This window comes from Roseibacterium elongatum DSM 19469, from assembly GCF_000590925.1.
Taxonomy (GTDB): domain Bacteria; phylum Pseudomonadota; class Alphaproteobacteria; order Rhodobacterales; family Rhodobacteraceae; genus Roseibacterium; species Roseibacterium elongatum.
In genome coordinates, this window is sequence record NZ_CP004372.1 from 1,837,499 (window position 1) to 1,858,718 (window position 21,220).

Below are 21,220 nucleotides of genomic sequence, written 5' to 3' on the forward strand. Positions count from 1 at the left end.
AAAGCCCCATTCTAAGCTGCCATGTCCCGAGGGCAAGGCACCTCTGGGGGCCGACGGACTGACAAGGGGACGGCAAGCCGATGAATGACACAGGACTGACCCATGCGCGCGACATGGGCGTGCGACGCTTTGGCCGCGTCAACTGGCTGGGCCTGGGCACGCTGATCCGGCGTGAGACGATGCGCTTTCTGGCGGTGTGGACGCAGACCTTGCTGGCGCCTGTGGTGACGGCGGGGTTGTTCATGCTGATCTTCTCGATCGCGATCGGTCCGCAGCGGGGCGAGGTGATGGGCGTCAGTTTCCTGCATTTCATCGCGCCCGGCATCCTGACAATGACGGTGATCCAGAACGCCTTTGCCAATACGTCCTCGTCGATCGTGATTTCCAAGGTCCAGGGCAATATCGTCGACACGCTGATGCCGCCCCTGTCGGCGGGCGAACTGGTGACCGGCTACGTTCGTGGGGGGGGTCGGCGCGCGGTGTTCTCGTGGCCCTGGCGATTGCCGTGGTGCTGTTTCCGATTGTCGGGGTCGGCGTGGCGCATCCGCTCTGGGCATTGGCGTTTGTGGCGCTCGGCGCGGCGTTTCTCGGTGCGCTTGGGCTTGTGGCGGGCATCATCGCGCAGAAATTCGACCAGATCGCCGCGATCACGAATTTCATCGTGATCCCACTCAGCTTTCTGTCGGGGACCTTTTATTCGATCGAGGCGCTGCCGCCCGTGTTGAACACGCTCAGCCACTGGAACCCCGTCTTCTATCTGATCGACGGGGTGCGTTTCGGCGTTCTGGGCGTTTCGGACAGCGCCCCGGAAAAGGGGTTTCTCGTGGCCCTTGCCGCAACCGCCGGCGTCGGGGGCCTGGCCTGGTCGTGGTTCCGCAGCGGGTGGCGTCTGAAAAGCTGAGGCTTGCCCCGAGGGCCGTGGGATCCCACGTGGAGGCGATGCGCATGCCTGCTCTGCTTGCGGCCCTATTCGCGGGTCTTGCCCCACTGCCGGCCAAGGCCGATTTGCCCGATATCGCGCAGGCCCTGGTCAGGCATCCCGCCATTCCGGGGGCCGCGGTCGGCTGGGTGTCGCCACGGGGCCAGGATGTCGCCGTCGCCGGTGTCAGGCGGAGCGACGCGGACGCGCCGGTCGAGGCGGCGGACCTGTGGCATCTGGGGTCGTTGACCAAATCCATGACCGCGACGCTGGCCGCCCGTATGGTTGACGCGGGCGCGGTCGATTGGTCGACCCCCATCGGCGCGGTGCTTGGGCCAGTCGTTCCCGACATGCGGCAGGAGTGGCGCGACGTCACGCTGGAAGAGCTGTTGCGCCATGCCTCGGGGATGCGGGCCAATCTCGGGATGTTGGCGGCCCTGCGGCTGGGCGATGGCCCGCGATCGGCCTATGTGGCGAAGGTTGTGGGGCAGGCGCCGCGCCCCGCCCGCGGTGGATTTCACTACTCGAACGCAGGCTATGTCGTGGCCGGCGCCCTGCTCGAGGTGGCCGGCGGCGCCCCGTGGGAGATGCTGATTTCAGAGCATGTCTTCCGGCCGCTCGGCATGGACAGCGCAGGGTTCGGCCCCCCCTTGGGCGCACAGCCCGCCGGGCACCGCATGAGCCTGCTGGGCGGGCCGCGCCCGGTGCCGCCCGGACCGCGCGCCGACAACATCTCGGCGCTGGGGCCGGCGGGCCGGGTGCATGTCTCGACGCCGGACATGCTGCGCTATCTGGCGGCCCATGCACGGCGCGACCCCGATTTCCTGTCGGCAGAGAGTTGGGCGCGCCTGCACCGCGCGGATGGCCCCGGTAGTTACGCCCTGGGCTGGGTCGCGGTGGATGGCATCCTGCGGCACTCGGGCTCGAACACGATGTGGTTTGCCAATGCCCGTGTCGATCCCGCGCGGGGCTGCGCCGGGTTCGTCGCGGTGAACGCAGCGGCCATGGGGCTGGTCGACGGGCCGGTGGGCGCGGCGGGGGATGCGGTGCTCAGGCTCGCTTGCGGCGATTGACCTGCTCGCGCCACGCCAGAAGGGCCGCACCCGCAATGATGATGCTGGCCCCCGCCACGCTGAGGGGTGTCGGAAGGACACCAAAGATCACGCCATCGTAAAGCGCGGCAAAGACCAGCGTCAGGTAGGAAAACGGCGTCACGAAACTGGCATCGGCGCGCGCCATCGCATTGACGAAACAGGCTTGCGCGCAAGCCATGGCCAGGCCCAGGCCGGCCAGCGCGGCCCATTGCGCCGGGCTGGGCGGCTGCCAGACCGCGAGGACCGCGAGGCTGGCTATGACCAGCCCCAGCGAGTTGTTGATGAACAGGATCTGCAGCGGCCCCTCGCGGCCCGAGAGCCGCTTGATGAAGATCAGTTCGAACCCAAGGCACAGCGCCGCGCCTAGGGCCAGCAGGGCGCCGGGCTGCATCGCCTCGGTCCCCGGACGGATCAGGATCATCGCCCCGGCAAAGGCGATGGCCGCGGCCAGCCAGCGCCATTTGCCCACCGTCTCGCCCAGAAACGGAATGGCCAGGATCATGCCGAACACGGGGTTCAGGAAACTGATGGCCGTGGCATCCGACAGCGGGATCATCGCAGCGGCGGCGAACATCAGCGAAACCCCACCCCAGCCACACAATGTACGCCCCACATGGTGCGCCCAATCGGGCCGGATCAGGCGCGGGCGCAGCACGGCCAGTGTGGTCGCGATGGCGATCCAAGCGAACAGAAACCGCCCGTGGCTGACCTGCAGCGGGTGCAGCGGGTCGCCCAGAGCCTCGGTGCCAAGCGCCTTGGCCAGAAGGGTCGTCGCCGCGATGAAGGCGGTCGCACAGATCATCAGCAGAACCGCCAGACCGGGGTTCGGCGCGGGGCCCGTCGGCGTGATCGCCGCCGGCGGAATGGCGGTCTGCGGGGCCTGCGGTTCAGTCACGGGCCGCCCCGATGAAATCGGTGATCGCGGGGACGAGATCGTCATGCAGCGGCAAGGTCGGGTCGCGGTAGCTGCGCATGTTGGCCTGCAGATAGGCGGCGACCGACCCGGCCTCGGACAGCGTCAGGACGGATTTGAGCATGTGGCTCAGCCCCCCGAGCGTCAGGCGCGTGGCATCCGGGCGCGCCGCGGCCAGCGGGGCGGCCTCGGACGGGGGCACCTGCAGGTCGGCATCGCCGTGGATCATCAGGACGGGCAGGTCGGTCCCGGCCAAAGCCGCCGCCGGGTCGAACTGAGCCAGCTCTCGGAAATAGGCCCGCACCTCGGGGGCGAACAGCGGCGCAAGGCCGGGATGCAGGCTGGCCGGATCGGGCGCCTCGCCCGCCAAAAGCGCCGCGAGCGCCCGGTCGAAGAGGGGGACGAGCGGCGCTGAGGCGGGTTGCGCGGCCAGTTGGTCGCGCACCAGCGCGCCAATGGGGCGTCCGGGGGGTGTCAGCAGGACAAGGCCGCAAATGTCGGGCAGCCCTGCCGCGTCGATGGCCAGCAGCGCCCCCTCGGAATGGCCGATCAGCCAGATGCAGGGTGCCCCGGTGGCATCCAGCAGGGTGGCGACCCACGCCGCCGTGTCGGCGCGATAGGCCGCAAGGCTGACATCGTTGCCATCGCCGTCGCTGTCGCCGATGCCGCGCTTGTCGATCCGGGCCGTGGCGATGCCGCGCTCGGCCAGCGCCTCGGCCAGCATGCGGTAGCTGTGCGCGAAACTGCCCAACGGGTTGTTCCCGTCGCGATCCGTCGGGCCCGATCCGGGCAGGATCAGCGCGGCGGCCTGCGCCACGCCCTGCGGGGTTTCGAGCGTTCCGGCCAGCCGGCCGGCGGGCCCTTCGGCCGCGATCTCGCGGGTCTCGGCCGCAACGGGCGACGCCAAAAGGGCGATCAGGGTCAGGATCAAACGGACCATGGGTGCCCACGCGCTGCGTCGAGCCGGGCAGGACAGGTCAGCGACCTCACAGGCCGAGGCACCACCGCATGACCGCCTTTTGCGCGTGCAGGCGGTTCTCGGCCTCGTCGAAAATCACCGATTGCGGGCCGTCCATCACCTCGTTCGTGACTTCCTCGCCGCGATGGGCGGGCAGGCAATGCATGAACAGCGCGTCGGGTTTCGCATGCGCCATCAACTGCGCATTCACCTGGTAGGGGCGCAACTGGTTGTGGCGGCGCTCCTTGGCCGACTGGCTGTCATGCATGCTGACCCAGGTGTCGGTCACGACCAGATCGGCCCCCTCGACCGCGCGTGCGGGGTCGCGGATGATCTCGACCTTCGACCCTTTGGCGCGCGCCTCCTCGATGAAGGTCATCTCGGGGTCCAGCGTTTCCGGGCCGGCAAAGGTCAGGTCGAAGCCGAACTGCCCGGCGGCATGGGCGAAGCTGGCAAAGACGTTGTTGCCGTCCCCGCACCACGTGACCTTCTTGCCCGCGATGGGGCCGCGATGTTCCTCGTAGGTCAGGATATCGGCCATGATCTGGCAGGGGTGGCTGCGATTGGTCAGGCCGTTGATGACGGGCACGCTGGCATGCTCGGCCAGTTCCAGCAGCACGTCATCCTCGAAGGTGCGGATCATGATCAGATCCACGTAGCGCGACAGCACGCGGGCGGTGTCGGCGATCGTTTCGCCATGGCCAAGCTGCATCTCGCTGCCCGACAGGACCATGGTCTGCCCGCCCATCTGCCGCGTGCCGACGTCAAAGCTGACGCGCGTGCGGGTCGAGGGTTTCTCGAAAATCAGCGCCACCATGCGGTCCTTCAGGGGCTGGTCGTCATCGGGGGCGCCCTTGGGGCGACCGGCGCGGGCCTGCTTCATCGTGGCGGCCTGGTCGATCATGGCCCGCAGGTCGGCCGGGTCTGTCTTGTCGATATCGAGGAAATGGGTCATCGGAACGGTCTTTTCATCTATTGGGGGCGAGGGGTCAGGCGGGCGCGCCCTGTCGTTCGAGCGCCGAGGCCGCGGCGTCCAGCCGCGCGACGCCCTCGGCGATCTCGTCCTCGGAAATGGTCAGCGCGGGCAACACGCGGATGACGTTGTCGCCGCCCGGCACGGTCAGAACCTCGGCCTCGTAGCCGGCTTGAACCATGTCGGTATTCGTGACCTTGCACTTCACCCCGATCATCAGGCCCGCGCCGCGCACCTCGTCGAAAACCTCGGGATGGGCCGCGACCAGCCCCTCCAGCTTCTGGCGCAAGAGCCCCGCCTTGCGGTTCACCTCGTCGAGAAACCCCTCGCGGGTGACCTCGTCCATCACCGCCGCGCCCACGGCGCATCCCAGCGGGTTGCCCCCATAGGTCGAGCCATGCGTGCCCGCCGTCATGCCCTTGGCGGCGCCCTCGGTGGCCAGCAGCGCGCCCAGCGGATAGCCGCCGCCGATCCCCTTGGCCACCAGCATGATGTCCGGCGCGATCCCGGCCCATTCATGGGCGAAAAGGCGACCGGTGCGGCCCATGCCGCACTGGATCTCGTCGAGGATCAAGAGCAGCCCGTGTTCGTCGCACAGATCGCGCAGCCCTTTCAGACATTGATCGGGCAGCGGGCGGATGCCGCTTTCGCCCTGGACGGGCTCGACCATGATGGCGCCGACATGGGGCTGGGCGGCGGCCGCGCGCAGGGCGTCATGATCGCCGAAGGGCAGATGCTCGAACCCCTCAAGCAGCGGACCGAACCCCTTGGTCAGCTTTTCCGACCCGGCCGCCGAGATCGCGGCCATCGACCGGCCGTGAAAGGCCCCGTCGAAGGTCAGGATGGTCGACCGCTCGGGCTGACCGCTTTCGTGCCAGTATTTGCGGGCCATCTTGATGGCCAGTTCCGCCGCCTCGGTCCCCGAATTGCAAAAGAACACCGTGTCGGCGAATGTATGCTCGACCAGCCGCTCGGCCAGCGCCACCTGCTCGGGCACGGTGTAAAGGTTCGAGGTATGCCACAGCTTGTCGGCCTGCGCCTTGAGCGCGTCCACGAGCGCCGGGTGACCATGACCCAGCGCCATCACCGCGATGCCGGACCCGAAATCCAGGAAACGTCGTCCGTCGGCCTCGATCATCCAAGACCCCTCGCCCTTGACGAAGGAAAGCGGCGCGCGCGCATAGCTTGGCAGAACCGGCGAGATCATCTTCTGTCTCCTGGGGTTGACCATGTGAAGGCCCCGGCTTGCCCGAGGCCTGTCGCGAAGTCAATTCAGAGACGGTGATGGGGTCAAGTGCCGCGCCTGATGAAGACACCGCCCACGGACATGCCCCTTCATCTTGGCGGAAAAACTCCGGGGGTGCGGGGGCAGAGCCCCCGCGCGGGTCGACGCGCTGAAAGCGCGGCGAAATCCGTCAGGAAAACCGTTCTTTCACGCGACTTCGGACAGGTCCACCGGTTGCGTCACGCCAAGCGCGGCGCAAACATCGCGCGTCAGGTCCGGCGTGTTGAGCGTGTAGAAATGCAGGTCCTCGACACCGCCTTCCATCAGCGTGCTGCACAGCTCGGCGCACAGGCTGGTCGACAGCAGCGTCTCGCGCCCGTCGCGAATGGCCTTGTCATAAGCCTCGTCCACCCAGGCCGGGATCACCGCGCCCGTGGCCTCGGCAAAGCGGCGCACGCGGGTCCAGTTGTTCACGGGCAGGATGCCTGGGATGATCCTGGCCGTGATGCCCGCATCGGCACAGGCATCGCGAAAGCGGAAATAGGCGTCCGCCTCGAAGAAGAACTGCGTGATCGCCTCGTGCGCACCGGCGTCGATCTTGCGCTTGAGGTAGTCGACACAGGCCTGCAGGCCCTCCGCCTCGGGGTGGGGGTCGGGATAGGCGCCGACGCGCAGGGTGAACTTGCCGGTGTCTGCCAGGGCCTCGATCAACTCGATGGAACTGGCGAACCCGTCGGGATGGGGCGTGAACGTGCCCTGGCCCTGAGGCGGGTCGCCGCGCAGGGCCACGATCTGCGTCACGCCGGCCTGGGCGTAGCTTTCGGCGATCTCCAGCGTCTCGGCGCGGGTCGCGTCCACGCAGGTCAGATGCGCGGCCACCGGCACGCCGTAATGCTTGTGGATCGTCTTGACCGCATCATGGGTCAGCGCGCGCGTGGTCCCGCCGGCGCCATAGGTGACCGATACGAATTCCGGGGCCAGCGGGGCCAGGACGCCGAGTGTCTCCCACAAGCGGAACGACGCCTCCAGCGATTTGGGCGGGAAAAACTCGAACGAGACGCGAGGCGGGGTCATGGCGATCGGGATCCTTGATTTCTCGTCCAGCTTTGTCGCATATGCGGATGGTTGCGACAAATTCATAAAACTCATCATCAACATGAGCCGCATATGCATCTCGAGTTCCGACATCTTCGCACGATCAAGGCCATCCATGAAGAAGGCGGATTGGCGCGGGCGGCCGAGCGTCTGCACATCACGCAATCCGCGCTCAGCCACCAGATCAAGGGGCTGGAGGATCAGGCCGGACTCGAGTTGTTCGTCCGCCGCTCGAAACCGATGCGGTTGTCGCCCGCCGGACTGAAGCTCTTGCGCCTGGCCGAGGACGTCCTGCCACGCATTGCAGCCGTCCAGGAGGAATTCGAAGGTCTGCGCTCGGGCAAGACCGGGCGGCTGCATATCGCGATCGAATGCCATGCCTGTTTCGACTGGCTGCTGCCGGTTCTCGAGGCGTTTCGCCTCGCCTGGGGCGATGTCGATGTCGATATCCGCCCCGGCCTGCAATTCGAGGCGCTGCCCGCCCTGTTGCGCGAAGAGGTCGATCTGGTGATCTCGGCCGATCCCGAGGATCTGCCCGGCGTCGATTTCACCCCGCTGTTCGATTACGAGCCCGTTTTCGTCTGCGCCCGGGATCATCCGCTTGCGAAAAAGGACTACATCTCCGCCGAGGATTTCGAGGATCAGACGCTGATCACCTACCCGATGGAGCGTGCGCGCCTCGACGTGTTCAGCGCGCTGTTGTTTCCGGCGGGGGTCGAACCACGCAGCATCCGGCAGGTCGAACTTTCGGCCGTGATGATGCTGCTTGTGGCCTCGGGGCGGGGTGTGGCGGTTTTGCCCGACTGGGTCGTGCGCGACCCGCGCACGCCAGAGTCGATCGTGACGCGCCCGCTGACCGAGGCCGGGTTGACCCGGCGCATGTATGGCGCGACACGGGCCGACGACACCTCGAAACCGTTCATGGCGCATGTGCTGCGCCTGTGCCGCACCATACCGCCCAAGTTGCAACGCGCATGACCGGCGCGCGGCACCCCTTTCTCGACCATCCGACGCCCACCGCGGTGGCCCACCGCGGCGGCGCGCGCGAGGCCGAGGAAAACACGATGGAGGCCTTCGCCCGCGCGGTCGATCTTGGGTTCACCCATATCGAGACCGACGTGCACGCCACCCGCGACGGGGTCGCCGTGATCCATCACGACCCGAGTTTCGCGCGGATGACCGGCGAGACGGCGCGCATCGCCGATCTGGACTGGTCCGACATCGCCCGCATCCGCACCCATGGCGGCGCCGCGATCCCGCGGGCGGAGGAGGTTCTGGCCTCATTTCCCGATCTGCATGTCACCTTCGAGTTGAAATGCGACCGCGTCGCCGCGCCGCTGGCCGAGGTGATCCGCCGGGCCGACGCGCTGGCGCGGGTCTGTGTGGGGTCCTTCGCGGTCAAGCGGACGGCGGCGATCCGCGCGATGCTGGGGCCTGGCCTGTGCTGGTCGCCCGGACAGGCGGGTGTTCTGGCGCTGTGGCTGGCGGGTCAGGGTCTCCCGATGCGCCGGCCCGGCTTTGCCGTGGCGCAGGTGCCGCCGGTGTTCCGGGGCATTCCGGTGGTGACGCCGGGGGTCCTGCGCGCGGCGACCGCGCGGGGGATCGACATCCAGGTCTGGACGGTCGACGACCCGGTCGAGATGGCGCGGCTGCTGGATCTGGGCGTCCACGCCATCATGACCGATCGCCCCACCGTCTTGCGCGATGTGCTGGACCGCCGGGGGCAATGGACGGGCCGGGCGGGCACGCGCTGACGGGTTCGGCGCATCGCGTCTGCCGGGCCCGCTTTGCCCGGATCGCGCGCGCCTCGATCAGGACGGACCCTTGGCAAGCCCTGCGCGCTCGGCTATGGCGCGCGGGCAGTTTGCGAAGGATCGAGACGATGCAAGGCTCCGCCAATCTCAATGTGATGATCAAGACCGCGCGCAAGGCCGCGCGCAGCCTCGTCAAGGACTTCCGCGAGGTCGAGAACCTGCAGGTCTCCTCCAAGGGTCCCGGCGATTTCGTCAGCCGCGCCGATCGCGCCGCCGAAGAGATCATCCGCAGCGAGTTGATGGAGGCCCGCCCAAATTACGGCTTCCTCGGCGAGGAAGGTACCGAGATCGAAGGCAAGGATCCGACGCGGCGCTGGATCGTCGATCCGCTGGACGGCACTACGAACTTTCTGCACGGCATGCCGCATTGGGCGGTGTCCATCGCCCTGGAACACAAGGGCGAGATCGTCGCGGGCGTCGTTTATGATCCGGCCAAGGACGAGATGTTCTATGCCGAGAAAGGGGCCGGTGCCTGGCTGAATGACAGCCAGCGTTTGCGTGTCTCGGGCCGCAACCGATTGATCGAGTCGGTCTTTGCCACGGGTGTGCCCTTTGGCGGCGGCAAGTATCTGCCCGCCACCTTGCAGGATCTCGCGCGGTTGATGCCGACCTGCGCAGGCGTGCGGCGCTGGGGCTCGGCCGCGCTGGATCTCGCCTATGTCGCGGCGGGCCGCTATGACGGCTATTGGGAACGCGGCCTGGACGCCTGGGATGTCGCCGCGGGGATCTTGCTGGTCAAGGAAGCGGGCGGCCTGGTCCAACCGATCCGCGAGGGGCAGGACGTGCTGACCGATGGCCATGTCCTGGCCGCCTCGGAACCGATTTTCGACAGTTTTTCCAAGATTATCCGCGATCGCGGCGACTGACCCCTGCCGGCCGGGGCGCCCCCCCGTTCGAGCACTTGGGCCACAGAAACGACCGAATCGGCCGGTATTGGGCCCGCATGGATCGTGTGGTTGACCATTGCAGGGGGTTTCTGCGCTGCGACAGCGGCGCCGTTGCGGTCGATTGGGTGGTGATGACCGCCGCGAGCGTGGCGCTGGGGCTGGCCGTGATCTCGGAGGTGTCGGCCGGGGTCGAGGACCTTGCCACGCGGATTTCCGAGCGATTGGGCGACATCCCCCTGCGCGCGCGGTTCGAGGACTGGGATGCGTTTCGCGCCGAACAGGCCGCACAGGCCGCCGGCGACGGGGTGGGCGAAGGCGGCTAGCGCCGTTGCGGGACCACCTGCTGCACGATCCCGGCCAACAGCAGATAGACCGAGGTGATTGCCACCGTCATTGTCAGCGCCGGATTCGAGGCAAAGCCGATCCAGGCCGCCCAGGCGATGCCCCCCGTCCAGACCAGCGCCACCGGCAGCGACAGCCAGCGCCACCGATCCGTCCGTACCGGGTGGATGAATTTCAGCGGCAGGAACATCGCCACGCTCAGCAAAACGACCAGCCCCGCCGTGACCCACCAGGGCGGCGTGACCACCAGCAGGGCCAGAACCACCATGTTCCAGCAGCCGGGGAAGCCCGCGAAACTGTTGTCCGCCGTTTTCATGCGCGTGTCCGAGAAATACAGGACGCTGGCCACCGGAATGGTCAGAACCGCGATCCAGCCCGCCCATCCCGGCAAGAGGCCCGAGGCATAAAGCGCGTAGGCCGGAATGACGACATAGGTCAGGAAGTCGATGATAAGATCCATCAACACGCCGTCGATTTCGGCGAAATTGCGCTTGACGTCGACGCTGCGCGCCAGGGGCCCGTCGATGCCGTCCACGACAAAGGCCACGGCCAGCCAGATGGCCATCATCGCCCAATCGCGCTCGAACGCCTCGTGAAGGGCCAGCATGGCGAGGGCCGCGCCAAGGGCCGTGAAGAGGTGAACGGACAGAGCCTGCAAGCGTGGTGTCATGGGCTGTCGTGATGCCCGCTTGGCGCGGCACATGCAACCGTCCTGTGACAGGTCACGGGCGCTTGCGGGCCGATGGGTGGGCCGCGGCATAGACCTCGAGCAGGCGGGTGCTGTCCACCGCGGTGTAGGCCTGTGTCGTCGAAAGCGATGCATGGCCCAGCAAATCCTGGATCGCGCGCAGGTCGCCCCCGGCATTCAGCAGATGGGTGGCGAAGCTGTGGCGCATCGCATGCGGCGTCGCACTTGCCGGCAACCCCAGTTGCAGGCGTGCCTTCTCCATCACGCGGGCCACGGCCCGCGGGCCGAGGGCGCCGCCGCGAATGCCGCGAAACAGCGGCGTCCCCGGCGACAGATCATGCGGGCACAGCGCCGCGTAGCGGTCGACGGCGGCCCGCGCCGCCGGCAGGACGGGCAAATCCCGGTCCTTGCCGCCCTTGCCACGAATGCGCAGCGCCTCGGGCAGGGGGATGAGGCCGCCGTCCAATCCCAGGGCCTCGGAAACCCGCAGGCCACATCCGTAAAGCAGGGTCACCACCGCAACATCGCGGGCCGAGACCCAGTCGCGCGCGTCCTGTTCGCCAACGCTAGCGATCATGTCGCTGGCGCCCTCCTCGGTCAGGGGGCGGGGCAGGCGGCGCTGGTGTTTCGGCGCGCGCATGGACAAGATCGCCGAGGCGTCGAACCCGTCCCGCTCCGCCCACCATTTGTAGAAGCCCTTCACCGCGGACAGGCGCCGGGCCAATGATCTGGCGCCCACACCGCGCGCGCGCTGTCCCGCCATCCACGCCCGCATCTCGCGCGGGCCAAGCCGACGCAGGGCGGCGGGCGTCGCGTTCCCGCCGAGATGCTCGGCCTGAAAAACCAGAAACCCGCCGACATCCGCGCCATAGGCGGCCACCGTCGCCCCGGACGCGCCCTTGATCGCGCGTTCATGGGTCAACCAGCCCTCAAGCAGGTCGCGCAGAACGGGGGAAAGCGCAAGGCTCATCGCCTCAGTCCAGCCATCCCCGCATCAGGCGTTCGAACACCCCGGTGAAGAAGGTCAGCAGATCGGTGCCCTGGCTGGGGCGGAACTGGTGCGGGTCCTCGGCCCCCATGACCAGCAGCCCGGGCAGCCGCCCCGGCCCCAGATCCAGCAGCAAAAGCGCCTCGGACTTGATCCATGTGGCGGCTTCCTCGCCAAAGATCCGCTGACACCCCGTGCCCACCTGGCGCAATGTCACCTGTTTGTGGGGAATGTCGCGCCCGCCGGTGACATAGCTTTCGACGAAACCGGGGGCGACGACCGTCAGCACATCCTCGAGCTTCTGCACGCGCGGGGCCTCGGTTTCGGTCGCTTCGGCGGATTCGAGCACCAGCCGCATGCGATCGACCCGCAGGATCCCGGCCACATCCGTCCCGAGCGCCTTGAGGAACTCGGTGAAATCCCGCTGATCCATGAGGCTGAGGATGGCGCGATGCACCTGGTTGGTGCCGGCCAGGTTTTCATAAGCCGCCGCGATGACCGAGCGGTGCGTATCCTCGAGCCGGTCGAGCCGGTTCTGCAGCCGCTCCATCGCGATGCCGCGCATGTCCACGATATTGCCGCCCATCTGGCGGTCATTGGCCGAGATCAGCGCCCGCATCAGGTCGCGGTCCTCGAGGATCAACTCGGGGTCCGAGATCACACGTTCGCGCCAATCGTCAAAATATCCGGGCTGCGCCCCGGCCTGTTCGCTGCTCACTGGTCTGCCTCGTGTCTTTGGTCGGTTTCACACCGTGTTACCGCCGCACATAGCATGGGCTGGCCGCGTCGGGCCAGTTTTTTTGCCATGGACAGAGGTGGTTGCAGGCCGTTGTTGCAGTAGTGCCCCGAGGGCGGTGCCACGCCACCGGGCTGTGGTGCCAAACAGGTCCGCGCGATCCGCAATTCCGGGGGAACGCTCTTTCCGGGTCGCCTCGGTGCCAGGGCTGAAGAACGGATGTTCTGCAGCCTTGCGGAGCAGGCGAACGGTGTCCTTCGGGGCGCGCTTGCGGGACGGATCAGACCGTCTACATGCCGCCCGGAGACTGCTTCGCCACCCCCGATCTTCCGGAGAGACACATGTACGAAACCCTTGGTCTGGAAATGTCGCCGCGCGCGGCCGCCCTGTGGCTTGGGCTTGCCCTTGGCCTCGCCTTCGGTGCCCTGGCGCAGCTGACGCAGTTCTGCTTGCGGCGCGCGGTGGTCGGCCCTGTCGAAGAGCGTGCATCGGCGCGCGGCGTCTGGGCCATGGCGCTGGCGGTTTCGATCCTCGGGACGCAGGCCGCTGTCGCGCTCGGCTGGGTCTCGTTCGATGCGCACAGGTTCCACGTCTCGGCGCTGCCCGTCGCAGGCATCACTGTGGGCGGTCTGCTGTTCGGGGTGGGCGCTGTGCTGGCGCGGGGCTGCATCTCGCGGCTGACGGTGCTCGGCGGGGCGGGCAATCTGCGGGCGCTGACGGCTTTGCTGGTCTTTGCGGTCTTTGCCCACGCGACCCTTCAAGGGGCCCTTGCGCCGCTGCGCAGCGGCCTGTCGGCCATGACGGTCGATCTGGGCGCACAGGTCGGGCTTGGGGCGCTGCCGGGGGGCGCCACGGTTTGGGCCGCGCTCCTGGCGGCCGCGGCGCTGGTGGTTGCGTGGCGCTCGGGCGCGGGGGCTTGGCTGTTGGCGGGCGCAGCCCTGTTGGGGACGTTGGCCCCCTTGGGCTGGGTCGGGACCGGCTTCGTCCTTCATGACGAGTTCGACCCGATCGCGCTGGAAAGCTTGTCCTTTACCAAGCCCTGGGCCGATTCCCTGTTCTGGGGTGTCGCGGCCAGCCTGATCGAGCCGGGGTTCGGCGTGGGTCTGATCGGCGGTGTGCTGGCAGGAGCGCTCGTCGCGGCCATCGCAGCGCGCCGCTTTGCCTGGGAGGCGTTCAGCAGCCCCGTTCAGATGGGGCGCACCCTGTCGGGGTCGGCGCTGATGGGTGTGGGCGGCGTTCTGGCCGGCGGCTGCACCGTGGGCGCCGGGCTGGCCGGTGTGCCGACCCTGTCGGTTGCGGCAATCCTGGCGTTGGTGTCGATCGTCGCGGGCATGTGGGGCGCGGGGGTTGTCGAGGCGCGGGTCGGCGGCCAGCCGCGCACCGATCACGGGGCTGTTCCGGCCGAATAACCCGCAGCGCTGCGGCAACCAAAAAGGGCGGCCGATCGGCCGCCCTGTTCGTTTCCACCGAGCGGCGGATCAGAGGATTTTCTGACCCGTCTTCGCCCAGTCCTTCATGAAGGCATCGAGGCCCTTGTCGGTCATCACATGGCTGGCCATCGCGTGGATGACGCCCGGCGGTGCGGTCGCCACGTCGGCCCCGATCAGGGCAGCCTCTTTCATGTGGTTCACATTGCGGATCGAGGCGGCGAGGATCTCGGTCTCGAACCCGTAATTGTCGTAGATCTGACGGATCTCGGCGATCAGGTCCATTCCGTCGAGGTTCAGGTCATCGAGCCGCCCGATGAAGGGCGAGATGAACGTCGCGCCCGCCTTGGCGGCCAGCAACGCCTGGTTGGCCGAGAAGCACAGCGTCACGTTGACCATGCGGCCCTCGCCCGACAGCGTCTTGCAGGCCTTCAGCCCTTCCCAGGTCAGCGGCACCTTGATGGCGATGTTGTCGGCGATCTTGGCCAGTTCGCGGCCCTCGGCCACCATGCCCTCGGCGTCCAGTGCCACGGTTTCGGCACTGACGGGACCATCGATCAGGTCGCAGATCTCCTTGGTCACCTCTTTGATGTCGCGGCCGGATTTCATGATCAGCGAGGGGTTCGTCGTCACCCCGTCCACGATCCCCAGTTCCGACAGGTCGCGGATGGCGTCGATATCGGCGGTATCCACAAAGAATTTCATCGCTCGGCTTCCTTTCGCGGGCAGGCCATGGTCATCTGGCGGCCTTCTAGCGCAAGGGTCGGGCAGCGAAAAGGCATGAGCCGGGAGTATTTCGAGGAAGGCGCGCGCGTCGGCATCCTGACGCCCGAGCCGCTGGACCGCGTTCTGGATTACCGCGCACCCGAGGGGGGCTGCTGGCTGGGGGCCTTCGTCGAGGTGCCGCTTGGGCCGCGCAAGGTGCTGGGCGTGGTCTGGGGCGAGGGGGCGGGCGATTTCGACGCGGCCAAGCTGCGCGCGGTCAACCGCGTGCTCGATGCAGCACCCATGCGCGCCGAGTTGCGGGATTTCCTGGAAAAGGCCGGGGCCTACACGCTGACGCCCTTGTCGCAAATGCTGCGGCTGGCGACGCGGGTGCCGGGCCTGAGCGATCCGCCCTCGATGCGCAAGATCTACCGGCTGGGGCAGGGCGAGCCTGACCGCATGACCGAGGCGCGGCGCCGCGTGATCGACACGCTGGTCGAGTATGGCGGTTTGGGGTTCACCTTGTCGGAACTGTCCAGCCTTGCGGGCGTGTCGAGCTCGGTCATCAAGGGGCTGGCGAAACAGGGCGTGGTCGAGGAGGCCGATACGCCGCGCGATGCACCCTACCTGCCGCTGGACCCCGACTTGCCCGGAAAGGAGCTGACCGAGGATCAGGCCCGCGCGGCGGCGTCGCTGTGCACGGCCATGGCATCGCGCCGATACGGCACGACCTTGCTGAAAGGCGTCACCGGCTCGGGCAAGACCGAGGTCTATCTCGAGGCCGTGGCCGAATGCCTGCGGCAGGGCCGTCAGGCGCTGGTTCTGCTGCCCGAGATCGCGCTGACCAGCGAGTTTCTGACGCGGGTCGAGGCGCGGTTCGGCGCGAAACCGGCCGAATGGCATTCGGGCGTGACCATGACCGAACGCCGCCGCGCGTGGAAAATGGTGGGGCAGGGGGCCGCGCAACTGGTTGTGGGCGCACGATCCGCGCTGTTCCTGCCCTATCGCGACCTTGGCCTGATCGTCGTGGATGAGGAACACGACAGTTCCTACAAGCAGGAGGAAGGCGCGCTGTACAATGCCCGCGACATGGCCGTGCTGCGCGCCAGCCTGAACGACGCGCAGGTCGTGCTGGCCTCGGCCACGCCGTCGCTGGAAAGTTGGGCCAATGCCGAGGCGGGAAAATACGCGCGGCTCGACCTGACATCGCGGTTCGGAGAAGCGGTCTTGCCCGAGATGGCCGCCATCGACATGCGCATGCAGGATCTGCCGGCGCAAAGCTGGCTGTCTCCGACGCTCGTGTCCGAGGTTGCCAAGCGCATCCAGAACGGTGAACAGGCGCTGTTGTTCCTTAACCGGCGCGGCTATGCCCCGGTGACGCTGTGCCGGGCCTGCGGGGCGCAGGTGGGGTGTGACCATTGCGACGCGCGCATGGTCGAACACCGGTTCCAGAAACGCCTCGTCTGTCACCAATGCGGCGAGACGAAACCCCTGCCGACGGCCTGCCCCTCCTGCGGGGTCGAAGGGAAAATGGCCGCTGTCGGCCCCGGCGTCGAACGTGTGGCCGAAGAGGCCGCGCGCGCCTTTCCCGATGCGAAACTGGCGATCCTGTCCTCTGACCTGTTCGGCTCGGCCCGCGCGCTGAAGGCCCAGATCGAGGACATCGCACAGGGTGACACCGATATCATCATCGGCACGCAACTTGTGGCCAAGGGGCACAATTTCCCGCGCCTGACGCTGGTGGGCGTGGTCGATGCCGATCTGGGCCTTCAGGGTGGCGATCTGCGCGCGGCCGAGCGGACCTTTCAACTGATGCGACAGGTTGCGGGCCGCGCCGGGCGGGCCGAGAAACGCGGCGTGGCCCTGCTGCAGACCTTCCAGCCCGAGCATCCGGTAATCCGCGCCATCCTGTCGGGCGACGAGGAAGGGTTCTGGCGCGCCGAGGCGGCCGAGCGGGAACAGGCCGGCATGCCGCCCTATGGCCGGCTTGCCGGTATCATCATCAGCGCCCCCGAGGCGGCGGCCGCCTTTGATCTGGGCAGCCATCTGGCGCGCCATGACGACGCGCTGCGCGCCGTGGGCGCGGTGGTCTATGGCCCCGCACCGGCCCCGATTGCCCGTGTGCGCGGCCGGCATCGCGTGCGCCTGTTGGTCAAGGCGCCCAAGGGCGTCGCGCTGCAGGGGGCGATCCGGTGGTGGACCGGTGGGGTGAAACTGCCCGCCAATCTGCGTCTTTCTGTCGATATCGACCCGCAAAGCTTCTATTGATTGCGGTTCCCTCGGCGCCAGACTCTCGCTAGAACCCCGCGAACTCCTTGCGTATCAGGACTTGTGACATGGCCACGCAGATCCGCCCGCAGCCCGGCATCCTCGACATCGCGCTCTATCAGGGCGGTCAATCGCAGATCGAGGGCCAGGCCGAGCCACTGAAGCTCAGCTCGAACGAAAACCCGTTCGGCCCCTCGCCCGCCGCCGTCGCGGCCATGCAAGGCGCGCTCACGCAGGCGCATCGCTACCCCTCGACCGATCACGCCGCGCTGCGCGCCGCCATCGCCGAGGTGTATGACCTCGATGCCGACCGCATCATCTGCGGTGTCGGCTCGGACGAGATCATCCATTTCCTCTGCCAGGCCTATGCCGGGCCGGGGGACGAGGTGCTGTATACCACCCATGGCTTCGGCATGTACCGCATCAGCGCGCTGGCCGCCGGGGCCACGCCGGTCGTGGCGCCCGAACGCGAGCGGATGGTCGATGTCGACGCGCTGCTGGCCATGGCCACCGACAAGACGCGGCTGGTCTTCATCGCCAACCCCGCAAACCCGACCGCGACCCTGATCCCGATGGCGGATCTGGCCCGCCTCGCCGAGGGCTTGCCCAAGGTCTGTCTGCTGATCCTGGACGGGGCCTATGCCGAGTTCACCGAGGGCTATGACGGCGGCAAATCGCTGGTCGAGACGCGTGAGAACGTCGTGATGACGCGCACCTTCTCCAAGGCCTATGGCCTGGGCGGGCTGCGCGTGGGCTATGGCTATGCCCCGAAAGAGATCGTCGATGTGCTCAACCGCGTCCGCGGGCCCTTCAACCTGTCGGGCATTGCGCTGGCGGGGGCCGAGGCGGCAGTGCGCGACACCGATTGGGTGGCCGAGTGTATTCGCGTCAACGCCGAGGAACGCGCGCGCCTGACCGGGGGCTTGCGCCAACTGGGGATCGGCTGTGACGACAGCCATGCCAATTTCGTCCTGGCCCGCTTCGCCGACGAGGCCGAGGCCGTCGCCGTCGATGCGTATCTGAAAGCACAAGGCATCATCGTGCGTCACCCGCGCAGCTACGGCATGCCGCAATGCCTGCGCATCACCGTGGGCCGCCCCGAGGACAACAGCCGTGTCCTCGATGCGCTGCGCAGCTTCAAGGGGGCGGCATGAGCGTGATCTACACCCGCGTCGCCCTGATCGGCCTGGGCCTGATCGCCGGGTCGATGGCCCATGCCATGCGGCGTGCGGACCTTGCGGGCGAGATTGTCGGCACCGCGCGGTCCGCTGAGACGAGGCAGATCGCGCGCGGATCGGCCTGTGCGACCGGATCGTCGACACCGCCGCCGAAGCGGTGAAAGATGCCGATCTGGTGGTGCTGGCCGTGCCGGTCGGCGCGATGGAGGCCGTCACAAGGGAAATCGCCCCCCATCTGGCCCCCGGCGCCACCATCACCGATGTCGGCTCGGTCAAACGCGACGTGATCGCCGCCGTCGCCCCGCATTTGCCCAAGGGCGTGCATTTCGTCCCCGGTCATCCGCTGGCCGGGACGGAACATTCCGGCCCGCGATCCGGTTTTGCCGAGTTGTTCGACAACCGCTATGTCCTGCTGACCCCCGATCCTGGGACCGCCCCCGAGGCCGTGGCCAGGCTGCGCGCGCTTTGGGAAGGGTGCGGCGCCAATGTCGAGGAAATGGACGCCGATCACCATGACCTCGTGCTGGCGGTGACCAGCCACACGCCGCACCTGATTGCCTATACGATGGTGGGTGTGGCCGACGACCTGCGCCGCGTGACCGATAGCGAGGTCATCAAGTATTCCGCCGCGGGTTTCCGCGATTTCACCCGGATCGCGGCCAGCGATCCGACCATGTGGCGCGATGTGTTCCTCTCGAACAAGGATGCGACGCTTGAAATCCTCGGCCGGTTCACCGAGGAACTGTTCGCCCTGCAACGCGCGATCCGTACCGGCGATGGCGACCACCTGTTCGACTATTTCACCCGCACCCGCGCCATCCGTCGCGGCATCATCGAGGCCGGGCAGGATACCGACGCGCCCGACTTTGGCCGGATGCCGGCCAAGGCGCGGGCTGATGAAGGGGCGGAAAAGTGAGGCGGGCGGCAGCGATCCTGGCGGCTGGCCTGATCGTTGCCGCCGCGGGCGCCGCTGCCGATGCCCCCGACAGGTCGCCACGACCGGTGATGCGGGCGATTCCCGAAACACCCGCCCCGGTTGATGTCACGCGGGTCACGCTGCGCGCCACGGCGCAGGCCCCGCGCCGATCGCTCAGGCCACAGGCGCGGCCCGGCGCAGCGGCGGTGCCCGATCCGCCGCCCGTCGCGACCATGCCAGCCGTGGCGGCGGTGCTGGCCGCCACACCGGACCGGCCCCGCGAGGGTGCCGGGCGGAATGCGACGGCGCTGGCCGTGGTGCAATCGCTGCGACCGTCCTTGCGTCCCCAGGGGCTGGAGGGGCGCGTGCGCGCCTCGGCCACCCGTCAGACACCGGCGCGGGTCGCCCAACCCGGCCAGCGCGGCCAGCTCTGCGGGGTGCGCGGGTTGGAGGGCGACCGGCTCGAGGCGATCACGGGCCGCATCTCGGGGTGCGGCATTGCCGAGCCTGTGCGCCTGCGGGCGATCGACGGCATCCCGCTGACGCAGCCGGCCACCATAAATTGCACCACGGCGCGCGCCTTTCAGGAATGGGTGCGCGGCAGTGTGGTGCCGACGGTGGGGCGGAGCGGCGGCGGGGTGTCGAATATCCGGGTGGTTGCCTCATACGCCTGCCGCACACGAAACTCGCAGGCGGGCGCCAGGCTGAGCGAGCATGCCCGCGGCAACGCGGTGGATATCGCCGGCATCGGCCTTGCCAACGGAACGGAGTTGACGGTGCTCGGCGGTTGGCGCGATCGCCGCGCGGGCCCCTTGCTGCAAGAGATGCACCGCGCCGCCTGCGGCACCTTCGGAACGGTGCTGGGGCCCAATTCGGACCGGTTCCACCAGGACCATTTCCACTTTGACGTCGCATCCTATCGCGGCGGGCCCTATTGCCGCTAGGCCGGGATGTTTGTGGCGTCTTGAACAGGTTTCTTTGGATAAACCTGTGGAAAACCCTGTGATCTTGTCCGTTTGTAAAAAACTCTATTGCAAGATCAGCCGCGGTGCAGGTCCCAGTGGCAGCGGCCCGAGGAACACCCGCCCGTCCCGGAACGACAGCGTCGCGTCGATGTTTTCGGGCCGCCCGGACAGGCCCGCGACCATGCCCAGAACGGCCTCGATGCTGCCCTGCAATTGCTGCGGGATGGCCCCGGCATTGACCGCCAGCTCGACCATGCTTTGCCAGTTTTCGGCCCGGACGGCGATGTCGCCCTCGGGCTGGCCCGCCGCATCGACATCAACGGCGCCGGTGGCGCGAAACAGCATGTCGCCCCATTGGGCCGACATGTCCTCGAGCGCGATCTGGCTGATCTGGGGCCGCCGCTCTTCGATGGCGCGCAGATCCCACGGGCGGTCAAAGGCCATCCGCGCGCGGTAGGTCACCGTCCCGATCCGCTGCGGCAAGACGCCGGCGGGATCCAGCAGCGCCGCCATGGGGCCTGGCGGCTCCAGCCCCTCGGCGACGAAGGCGACGTCATAGGTATCGTCCGTGCCCTCGACCCGCTGGCCGGTCAATCGCCCGTCGGACAGATACATCGACCACCCCTCCGTCGAGGCGACCTCGACCCCCTGCATCTCGGTGACCGAGGCATCCAGCGCGAACTGCGCCGCGGGCTGGACATCCAACTCCGAGCGCATGACCTCGGACCGGATGGTGACGCTTTCGCGTGAGGACGACAGCACCTGTTCCCGTGGCCAAATCGCCCGCAGATGATCGGGGCGCAAGGCGCGCTGGCCAAGGAACAGTTCGGGCACCCGCCAGACCCAACCGGTGTCGGGATCGGCCAGTTCCAGGTCGCGCAGCCTGGTGTCGAAGCGGGTGGGGAACCCCTCGACCGACAGGTCCGCATAGCGCGCGAGCCAGCCTTCGGCCTCGCGGGCGGCCATCCATTGCGACACCACCCGTTCCGTGCTCCAGGCGTAAAAGGCCCACCAGCCGCTTGCCAGCGCCGTCAGCACCACCAGACCGAAAATCAGCCGCCGCATGGTTTTCGCCCCTTCACCCTGCACCACATGGCCGGATATAGCCGTGCCGAACGCAAAGGGCCAC

At 67.9% G+C, this 21,220-nt stretch carries 19 protein-coding genes and 2 pseudogenes; 11 read left to right on the forward strand and 10 right to left on the reverse strand.

The annotated features are described in order from the left end of the window. The first annotated feature begins 113 nt into the window (after window positions 1–113). Both ROSELON_RS09000 and ROSELON_RS09005 read left to right on the forward strand, forming a co-directional pair. A pseudogene (locus ROSELON_RS09000) lies at window positions 114–901 on the forward strand (ABC transporter permease). Between the two features lie 38 nt (window positions 902–939). After that, window positions 940–1,992 (forward strand): serine hydrolase domain-containing protein, encoded by a 1,053-nt coding sequence (locus ROSELON_RS09005; protein ID WP_025312080.1) that lies wholly within the window; start codon window positions 940–942, stop codon window positions 1,990–1,992. On the opposite strand, the gene ROSELON_RS09010 is transcribed toward ROSELON_RS09005, so the two are convergent. The 5 genes from ROSELON_RS09010 to metF all read right to left on the reverse strand — a co-directional run bounded on the left by ROSELON_RS09010 (window position 1,970) and on the right by metF (window position 7,156). After that, window positions 1,970–2,908 carry a DMT family transporter gene (locus ROSELON_RS09010; RefSeq protein WP_025312081.1) on the reverse strand — a complete coding sequence of 313 codons (939 nt, stop codon included), beginning with the start codon at window positions 2,906–2,908 and terminating at the stop codon, window positions 1,970–1,972. The genes ROSELON_RS09005 and ROSELON_RS09010 overlap by 23 nt on opposite strands. Further along, window positions 2,901–3,866 (reverse strand): alpha/beta hydrolase, encoded by a 966-nt coding sequence (locus ROSELON_RS09015; RefSeq protein ID WP_025312082.1) that lies wholly within the window; start codon window positions 3,864–3,866, stop codon window positions 2,901–2,903. The genes ROSELON_RS09010 and ROSELON_RS09015 overlap by 8 nt, the downstream gene beginning before the upstream one ends. Before the next feature lie 46 nt (window positions 3,867–3,912). After that, a complete protein-coding gene (gene argF, locus ROSELON_RS09020) occupies window positions 3,913–4,839 on the reverse strand; it encodes an ornithine carbamoyltransferase (protein ID WP_025312083.1) in 927 nt (308 codons plus the stop codon). A gap of 34 nt (window positions 4,840–4,873) precedes the next feature. Further along, window positions 4,874–6,064, reverse strand: a complete 1,191-nt coding sequence (locus ROSELON_RS09025) for an aspartate aminotransferase family protein (RefSeq protein WP_025312084.1) — start codon at window positions 6,062–6,064, stop codon at window positions 4,874–4,876. Window positions 6,065–6,289: 225 nt separating this feature from the next. After that, window positions 6,290–7,156 (reverse strand): methylenetetrahydrofolate reductase [NAD(P)H], encoded by an 867-nt coding sequence (metF, locus tag ROSELON_RS09030; protein WP_025312085.1) that lies wholly within the window; start codon window positions 7,154–7,156, stop codon window positions 6,290–6,292. Window positions 7,157–7,249: 93 nt separating this feature from the next. On the opposite strand from metF, the gene ROSELON_RS09035 reads away from it, so the two are divergent. From ROSELON_RS09035 to ROSELON_RS09050, 4 genes are all read left to right on the forward strand, one after another. Beyond that, window positions 7,250–8,155, forward strand: a complete 906-nt coding sequence (locus ROSELON_RS09035) for a LysR family transcriptional regulator (RefSeq protein WP_025312086.1) — start codon at window positions 7,250–7,252, stop codon at window positions 8,153–8,155. Beyond that, window positions 8,152–8,931, forward strand: a complete 780-nt coding sequence (locus tag ROSELON_RS09040; protein ID WP_025312087.1) for a glycerophosphodiester phosphodiesterase family protein — start codon at window positions 8,152–8,154, stop codon at window positions 8,929–8,931. Before ROSELON_RS09035 ends, ROSELON_RS09040 begins: the two co-directional genes overlap by 4 nt. A 128-nt stretch (window positions 8,932–9,059) precedes the next feature. Then, window positions 9,060–9,857 (forward strand): inositol monophosphatase family protein, encoded by a 798-nt coding sequence (locus ROSELON_RS09045; protein WP_025312088.1) that lies wholly within the window; start codon window positions 9,060–9,062, stop codon window positions 9,855–9,857. 77 nt (window positions 9,858–9,934) lie between these two features. Beyond that, window positions 9,935–10,201 (forward strand): hypothetical protein, encoded by a 267-nt coding sequence (locus ROSELON_RS09050; protein ID WP_038650342.1) that lies wholly within the window; start codon window positions 9,935–9,937, stop codon window positions 10,199–10,201. On the opposite strand, the gene ROSELON_RS09055 is transcribed toward ROSELON_RS09050, so the two are convergent. The 3 genes from ROSELON_RS09055 to ROSELON_RS09065 are packed head-to-tail and all read right to left on the reverse strand — an operon-like array spanning window position 10,198 to window position 12,614. Continuing rightward, the gene (locus ROSELON_RS09055) at window positions 10,198–10,890 is read right to left on the reverse strand and encodes a CDP-alcohol phosphatidyltransferase family protein (protein WP_025312090.1); all 693 of its coding nucleotides are present in this window, start codon (window positions 10,888–10,890) and stop codon (window positions 10,198–10,200) included. The genes ROSELON_RS09050 and ROSELON_RS09055 overlap by 4 nt on opposite strands. Before the next feature lie 52 nt (window positions 10,891–10,942). Beyond that, window positions 10,943–11,878, reverse strand: a complete 936-nt coding sequence (locus ROSELON_RS09060) for a tyrosine recombinase XerC (RefSeq protein WP_025312091.1) — start codon at window positions 11,876–11,878, stop codon at window positions 10,943–10,945. 4 nt (window positions 11,879–11,882) lie between these two features. Beyond that, window positions 11,883–12,614, reverse strand: coding sequence for a DUF484 family protein (locus ROSELON_RS09065; RefSeq protein ID WP_025312092.1), 732 nt, complete (start codon window positions 12,612–12,614; stop codon window positions 11,883–11,885). Window positions 12,615–12,973: 359 nt separating this feature from the next. Between ROSELON_RS09065 and ROSELON_RS09070 the strand changes: the two genes are divergently transcribed. After that, on the forward strand, window positions 12,974–14,041 hold the full coding sequence (locus ROSELON_RS09070; protein ID WP_025312093.1) for a YeeE/YedE family protein: 1,068 nt from the start codon (window positions 12,974–12,976) through the stop codon (window positions 14,039–14,041). Window positions 14,042–14,110: 69 nt separating this feature from the next. Here ROSELON_RS09070 and fsa read toward each other — a convergent pair whose 3' ends face one another. Then, window positions 14,111–14,764 carry a fructose-6-phosphate aldolase gene (gene fsa / locus ROSELON_RS09075; RefSeq protein ID WP_025312094.1) on the reverse strand — a complete coding sequence of 218 codons (654 nt, stop codon included), beginning with the start codon at window positions 14,762–14,764 and terminating at the stop codon, window positions 14,111–14,113. A gap of 75 nt (window positions 14,765–14,839) precedes the next feature. On the opposite strand from fsa, the gene ROSELON_RS09080 reads away from it, so the two are divergent. From ROSELON_RS09080 to ROSELON_RS09095, 4 genes and pseudogenes are all read left to right on the forward strand, one after another. Next, window positions 14,840–17,032, forward strand: coding sequence for a primosomal protein N' (locus ROSELON_RS09080; RefSeq protein WP_025312095.1), 2,193 nt, complete (start codon window positions 14,840–14,842; stop codon window positions 17,030–17,032). A gap of 68 nt (window positions 17,033–17,100) precedes the next feature. Continuing rightward, a complete protein-coding gene (gene hisC, locus ROSELON_RS09085; RefSeq protein WP_025312096.1) occupies window positions 17,101–18,186 on the forward strand; it encodes a histidinol-phosphate transaminase in 1,086 nt (361 codons plus the stop codon). Next, window positions 18,183–19,126: pseudogene (locus ROSELON_RS09090) on the forward strand (prephenate/arogenate dehydrogenase family protein). The gene hisC and the pseudogene ROSELON_RS09090 overlap by 4 nt, the downstream one beginning before the upstream one ends. Then, the gene (locus ROSELON_RS09095) at window positions 19,123–20,070 is read left to right on the forward strand and encodes an extensin-like domain-containing protein (RefSeq protein ID WP_025312097.1); all 948 of its coding nucleotides are present in this window, start codon (window positions 19,123–19,125) and stop codon (window positions 20,068–20,070) included. Before ROSELON_RS09090 ends, ROSELON_RS09095 begins: the two are co-directional and overlap by 4 nt. A gap of 84 nt (window positions 20,071–20,154) precedes the next feature. Here ROSELON_RS09095 and ROSELON_RS09100 read toward each other — a convergent pair whose 3' ends face one another. Then, complete coding sequence (locus tag ROSELON_RS09100; RefSeq protein ID WP_025312098.1) at window positions 20,155–21,156, reverse strand: DUF2125 domain-containing protein; 1,002 nt, start codon at window positions 21,154–21,156, stop codon at window positions 20,155–20,157. Window positions 21,157–21,220 lie beyond the last annotated feature (64 nt).

Excerpts from the sequence above, each read along its gene's own strand:
- ROSELON_RS09015 (WP_025312082.1), bottom strand. The coding sequence starts at position 3,866 with ATGGTCCGTTTGATCCTGACCCTGATCGCCCTTTTGGCGTCGCCCGTT.
- ROSELON_RS09025 (WP_025312084.1), bottom strand. The coding sequence starts at position 6,064 with ATGATCTCGCCGGTTCTGCCAAGCTATGCGCGCGCGCCGCTTTCCTTC.
- ROSELON_RS09080 (WP_025312095.1), top strand. The coding sequence starts at position 14,840 with ATGAGCCGGGAGTATTTCGAGGAAGGCGCGCGCGTCGGCATCCTGACG.
- ROSELON_RS09100 (WP_025312098.1), bottom strand. The coding sequence starts at position 21,156 with ATGCGGCGGCTGATTTTCGGTCTGGTGGTGCTGACGGCGCTGGCAAGC.
- hisC (WP_025312096.1), top strand. The coding sequence starts at position 17,101 with ATGGCCACGCAGATCCGCCCGCAGCCCGGCATCCTCGACATCGCGCTC.
- argF (WP_025312083.1), bottom strand. The coding sequence starts at position 4,839 with ATGACCCATTTCCTCGATATCGACAAGACAGACCCGGCCGACCTGCGG.
- ROSELON_RS09045 (WP_025312088.1), top strand. The coding sequence starts at position 9,060 with ATGCAAGGCTCCGCCAATCTCAATGTGATGATCAAGACCGCGCGCAAG.
- ROSELON_RS09005 (WP_025312080.1), top strand. The coding sequence starts at position 940 with ATGCGCATGCCTGCTCTGCTTGCGGCCCTATTCGCGGGTCTTGCCCCA.
- ROSELON_RS09060 (WP_025312091.1), bottom strand. The coding sequence starts at position 11,878 with ATGAGCCTTGCGCTTTCCCCCGTTCTGCGCGACCTGCTTGAGGGCTGG.
- ROSELON_RS09055 (WP_025312090.1), bottom strand. The coding sequence starts at position 10,890 with ATGACACCACGCTTGCAGGCTCTGTCCGTTCACCTCTTCACGGCCCTT.
- ROSELON_RS09070 (WP_025312093.1), top strand. The coding sequence starts at position 12,974 with ATGTACGAAACCCTTGGTCTGGAAATGTCGCCGCGCGCGGCCGCCCTG.
- metF (WP_025312085.1), bottom strand. The coding sequence starts at position 7,156 with ATGACCCCGCCTCGCGTCTCGTTCGAGTTTTTCCCGCCCAAATCGCTG.
- ROSELON_RS09050 (WP_038650342.1), top strand. The coding sequence starts at position 9,935 with ATGGATCGTGTGGTTGACCATTGCAGGGGGTTTCTGCGCTGCGACAGC.
- fsa (WP_025312094.1), bottom strand. The coding sequence starts at position 14,764 with ATGAAATTCTTTGTGGATACCGCCGATATCGACGCCATCCGCGACCTG.
- ROSELON_RS09040 (WP_025312087.1), top strand. The coding sequence starts at position 8,152 with ATGACCGGCGCGCGGCACCCCTTTCTCGACCATCCGACGCCCACCGCG.
- ROSELON_RS09035 (WP_025312086.1), top strand. The coding sequence starts at position 7,250 with ATGCATCTCGAGTTCCGACATCTTCGCACGATCAAGGCCATCCATGAA.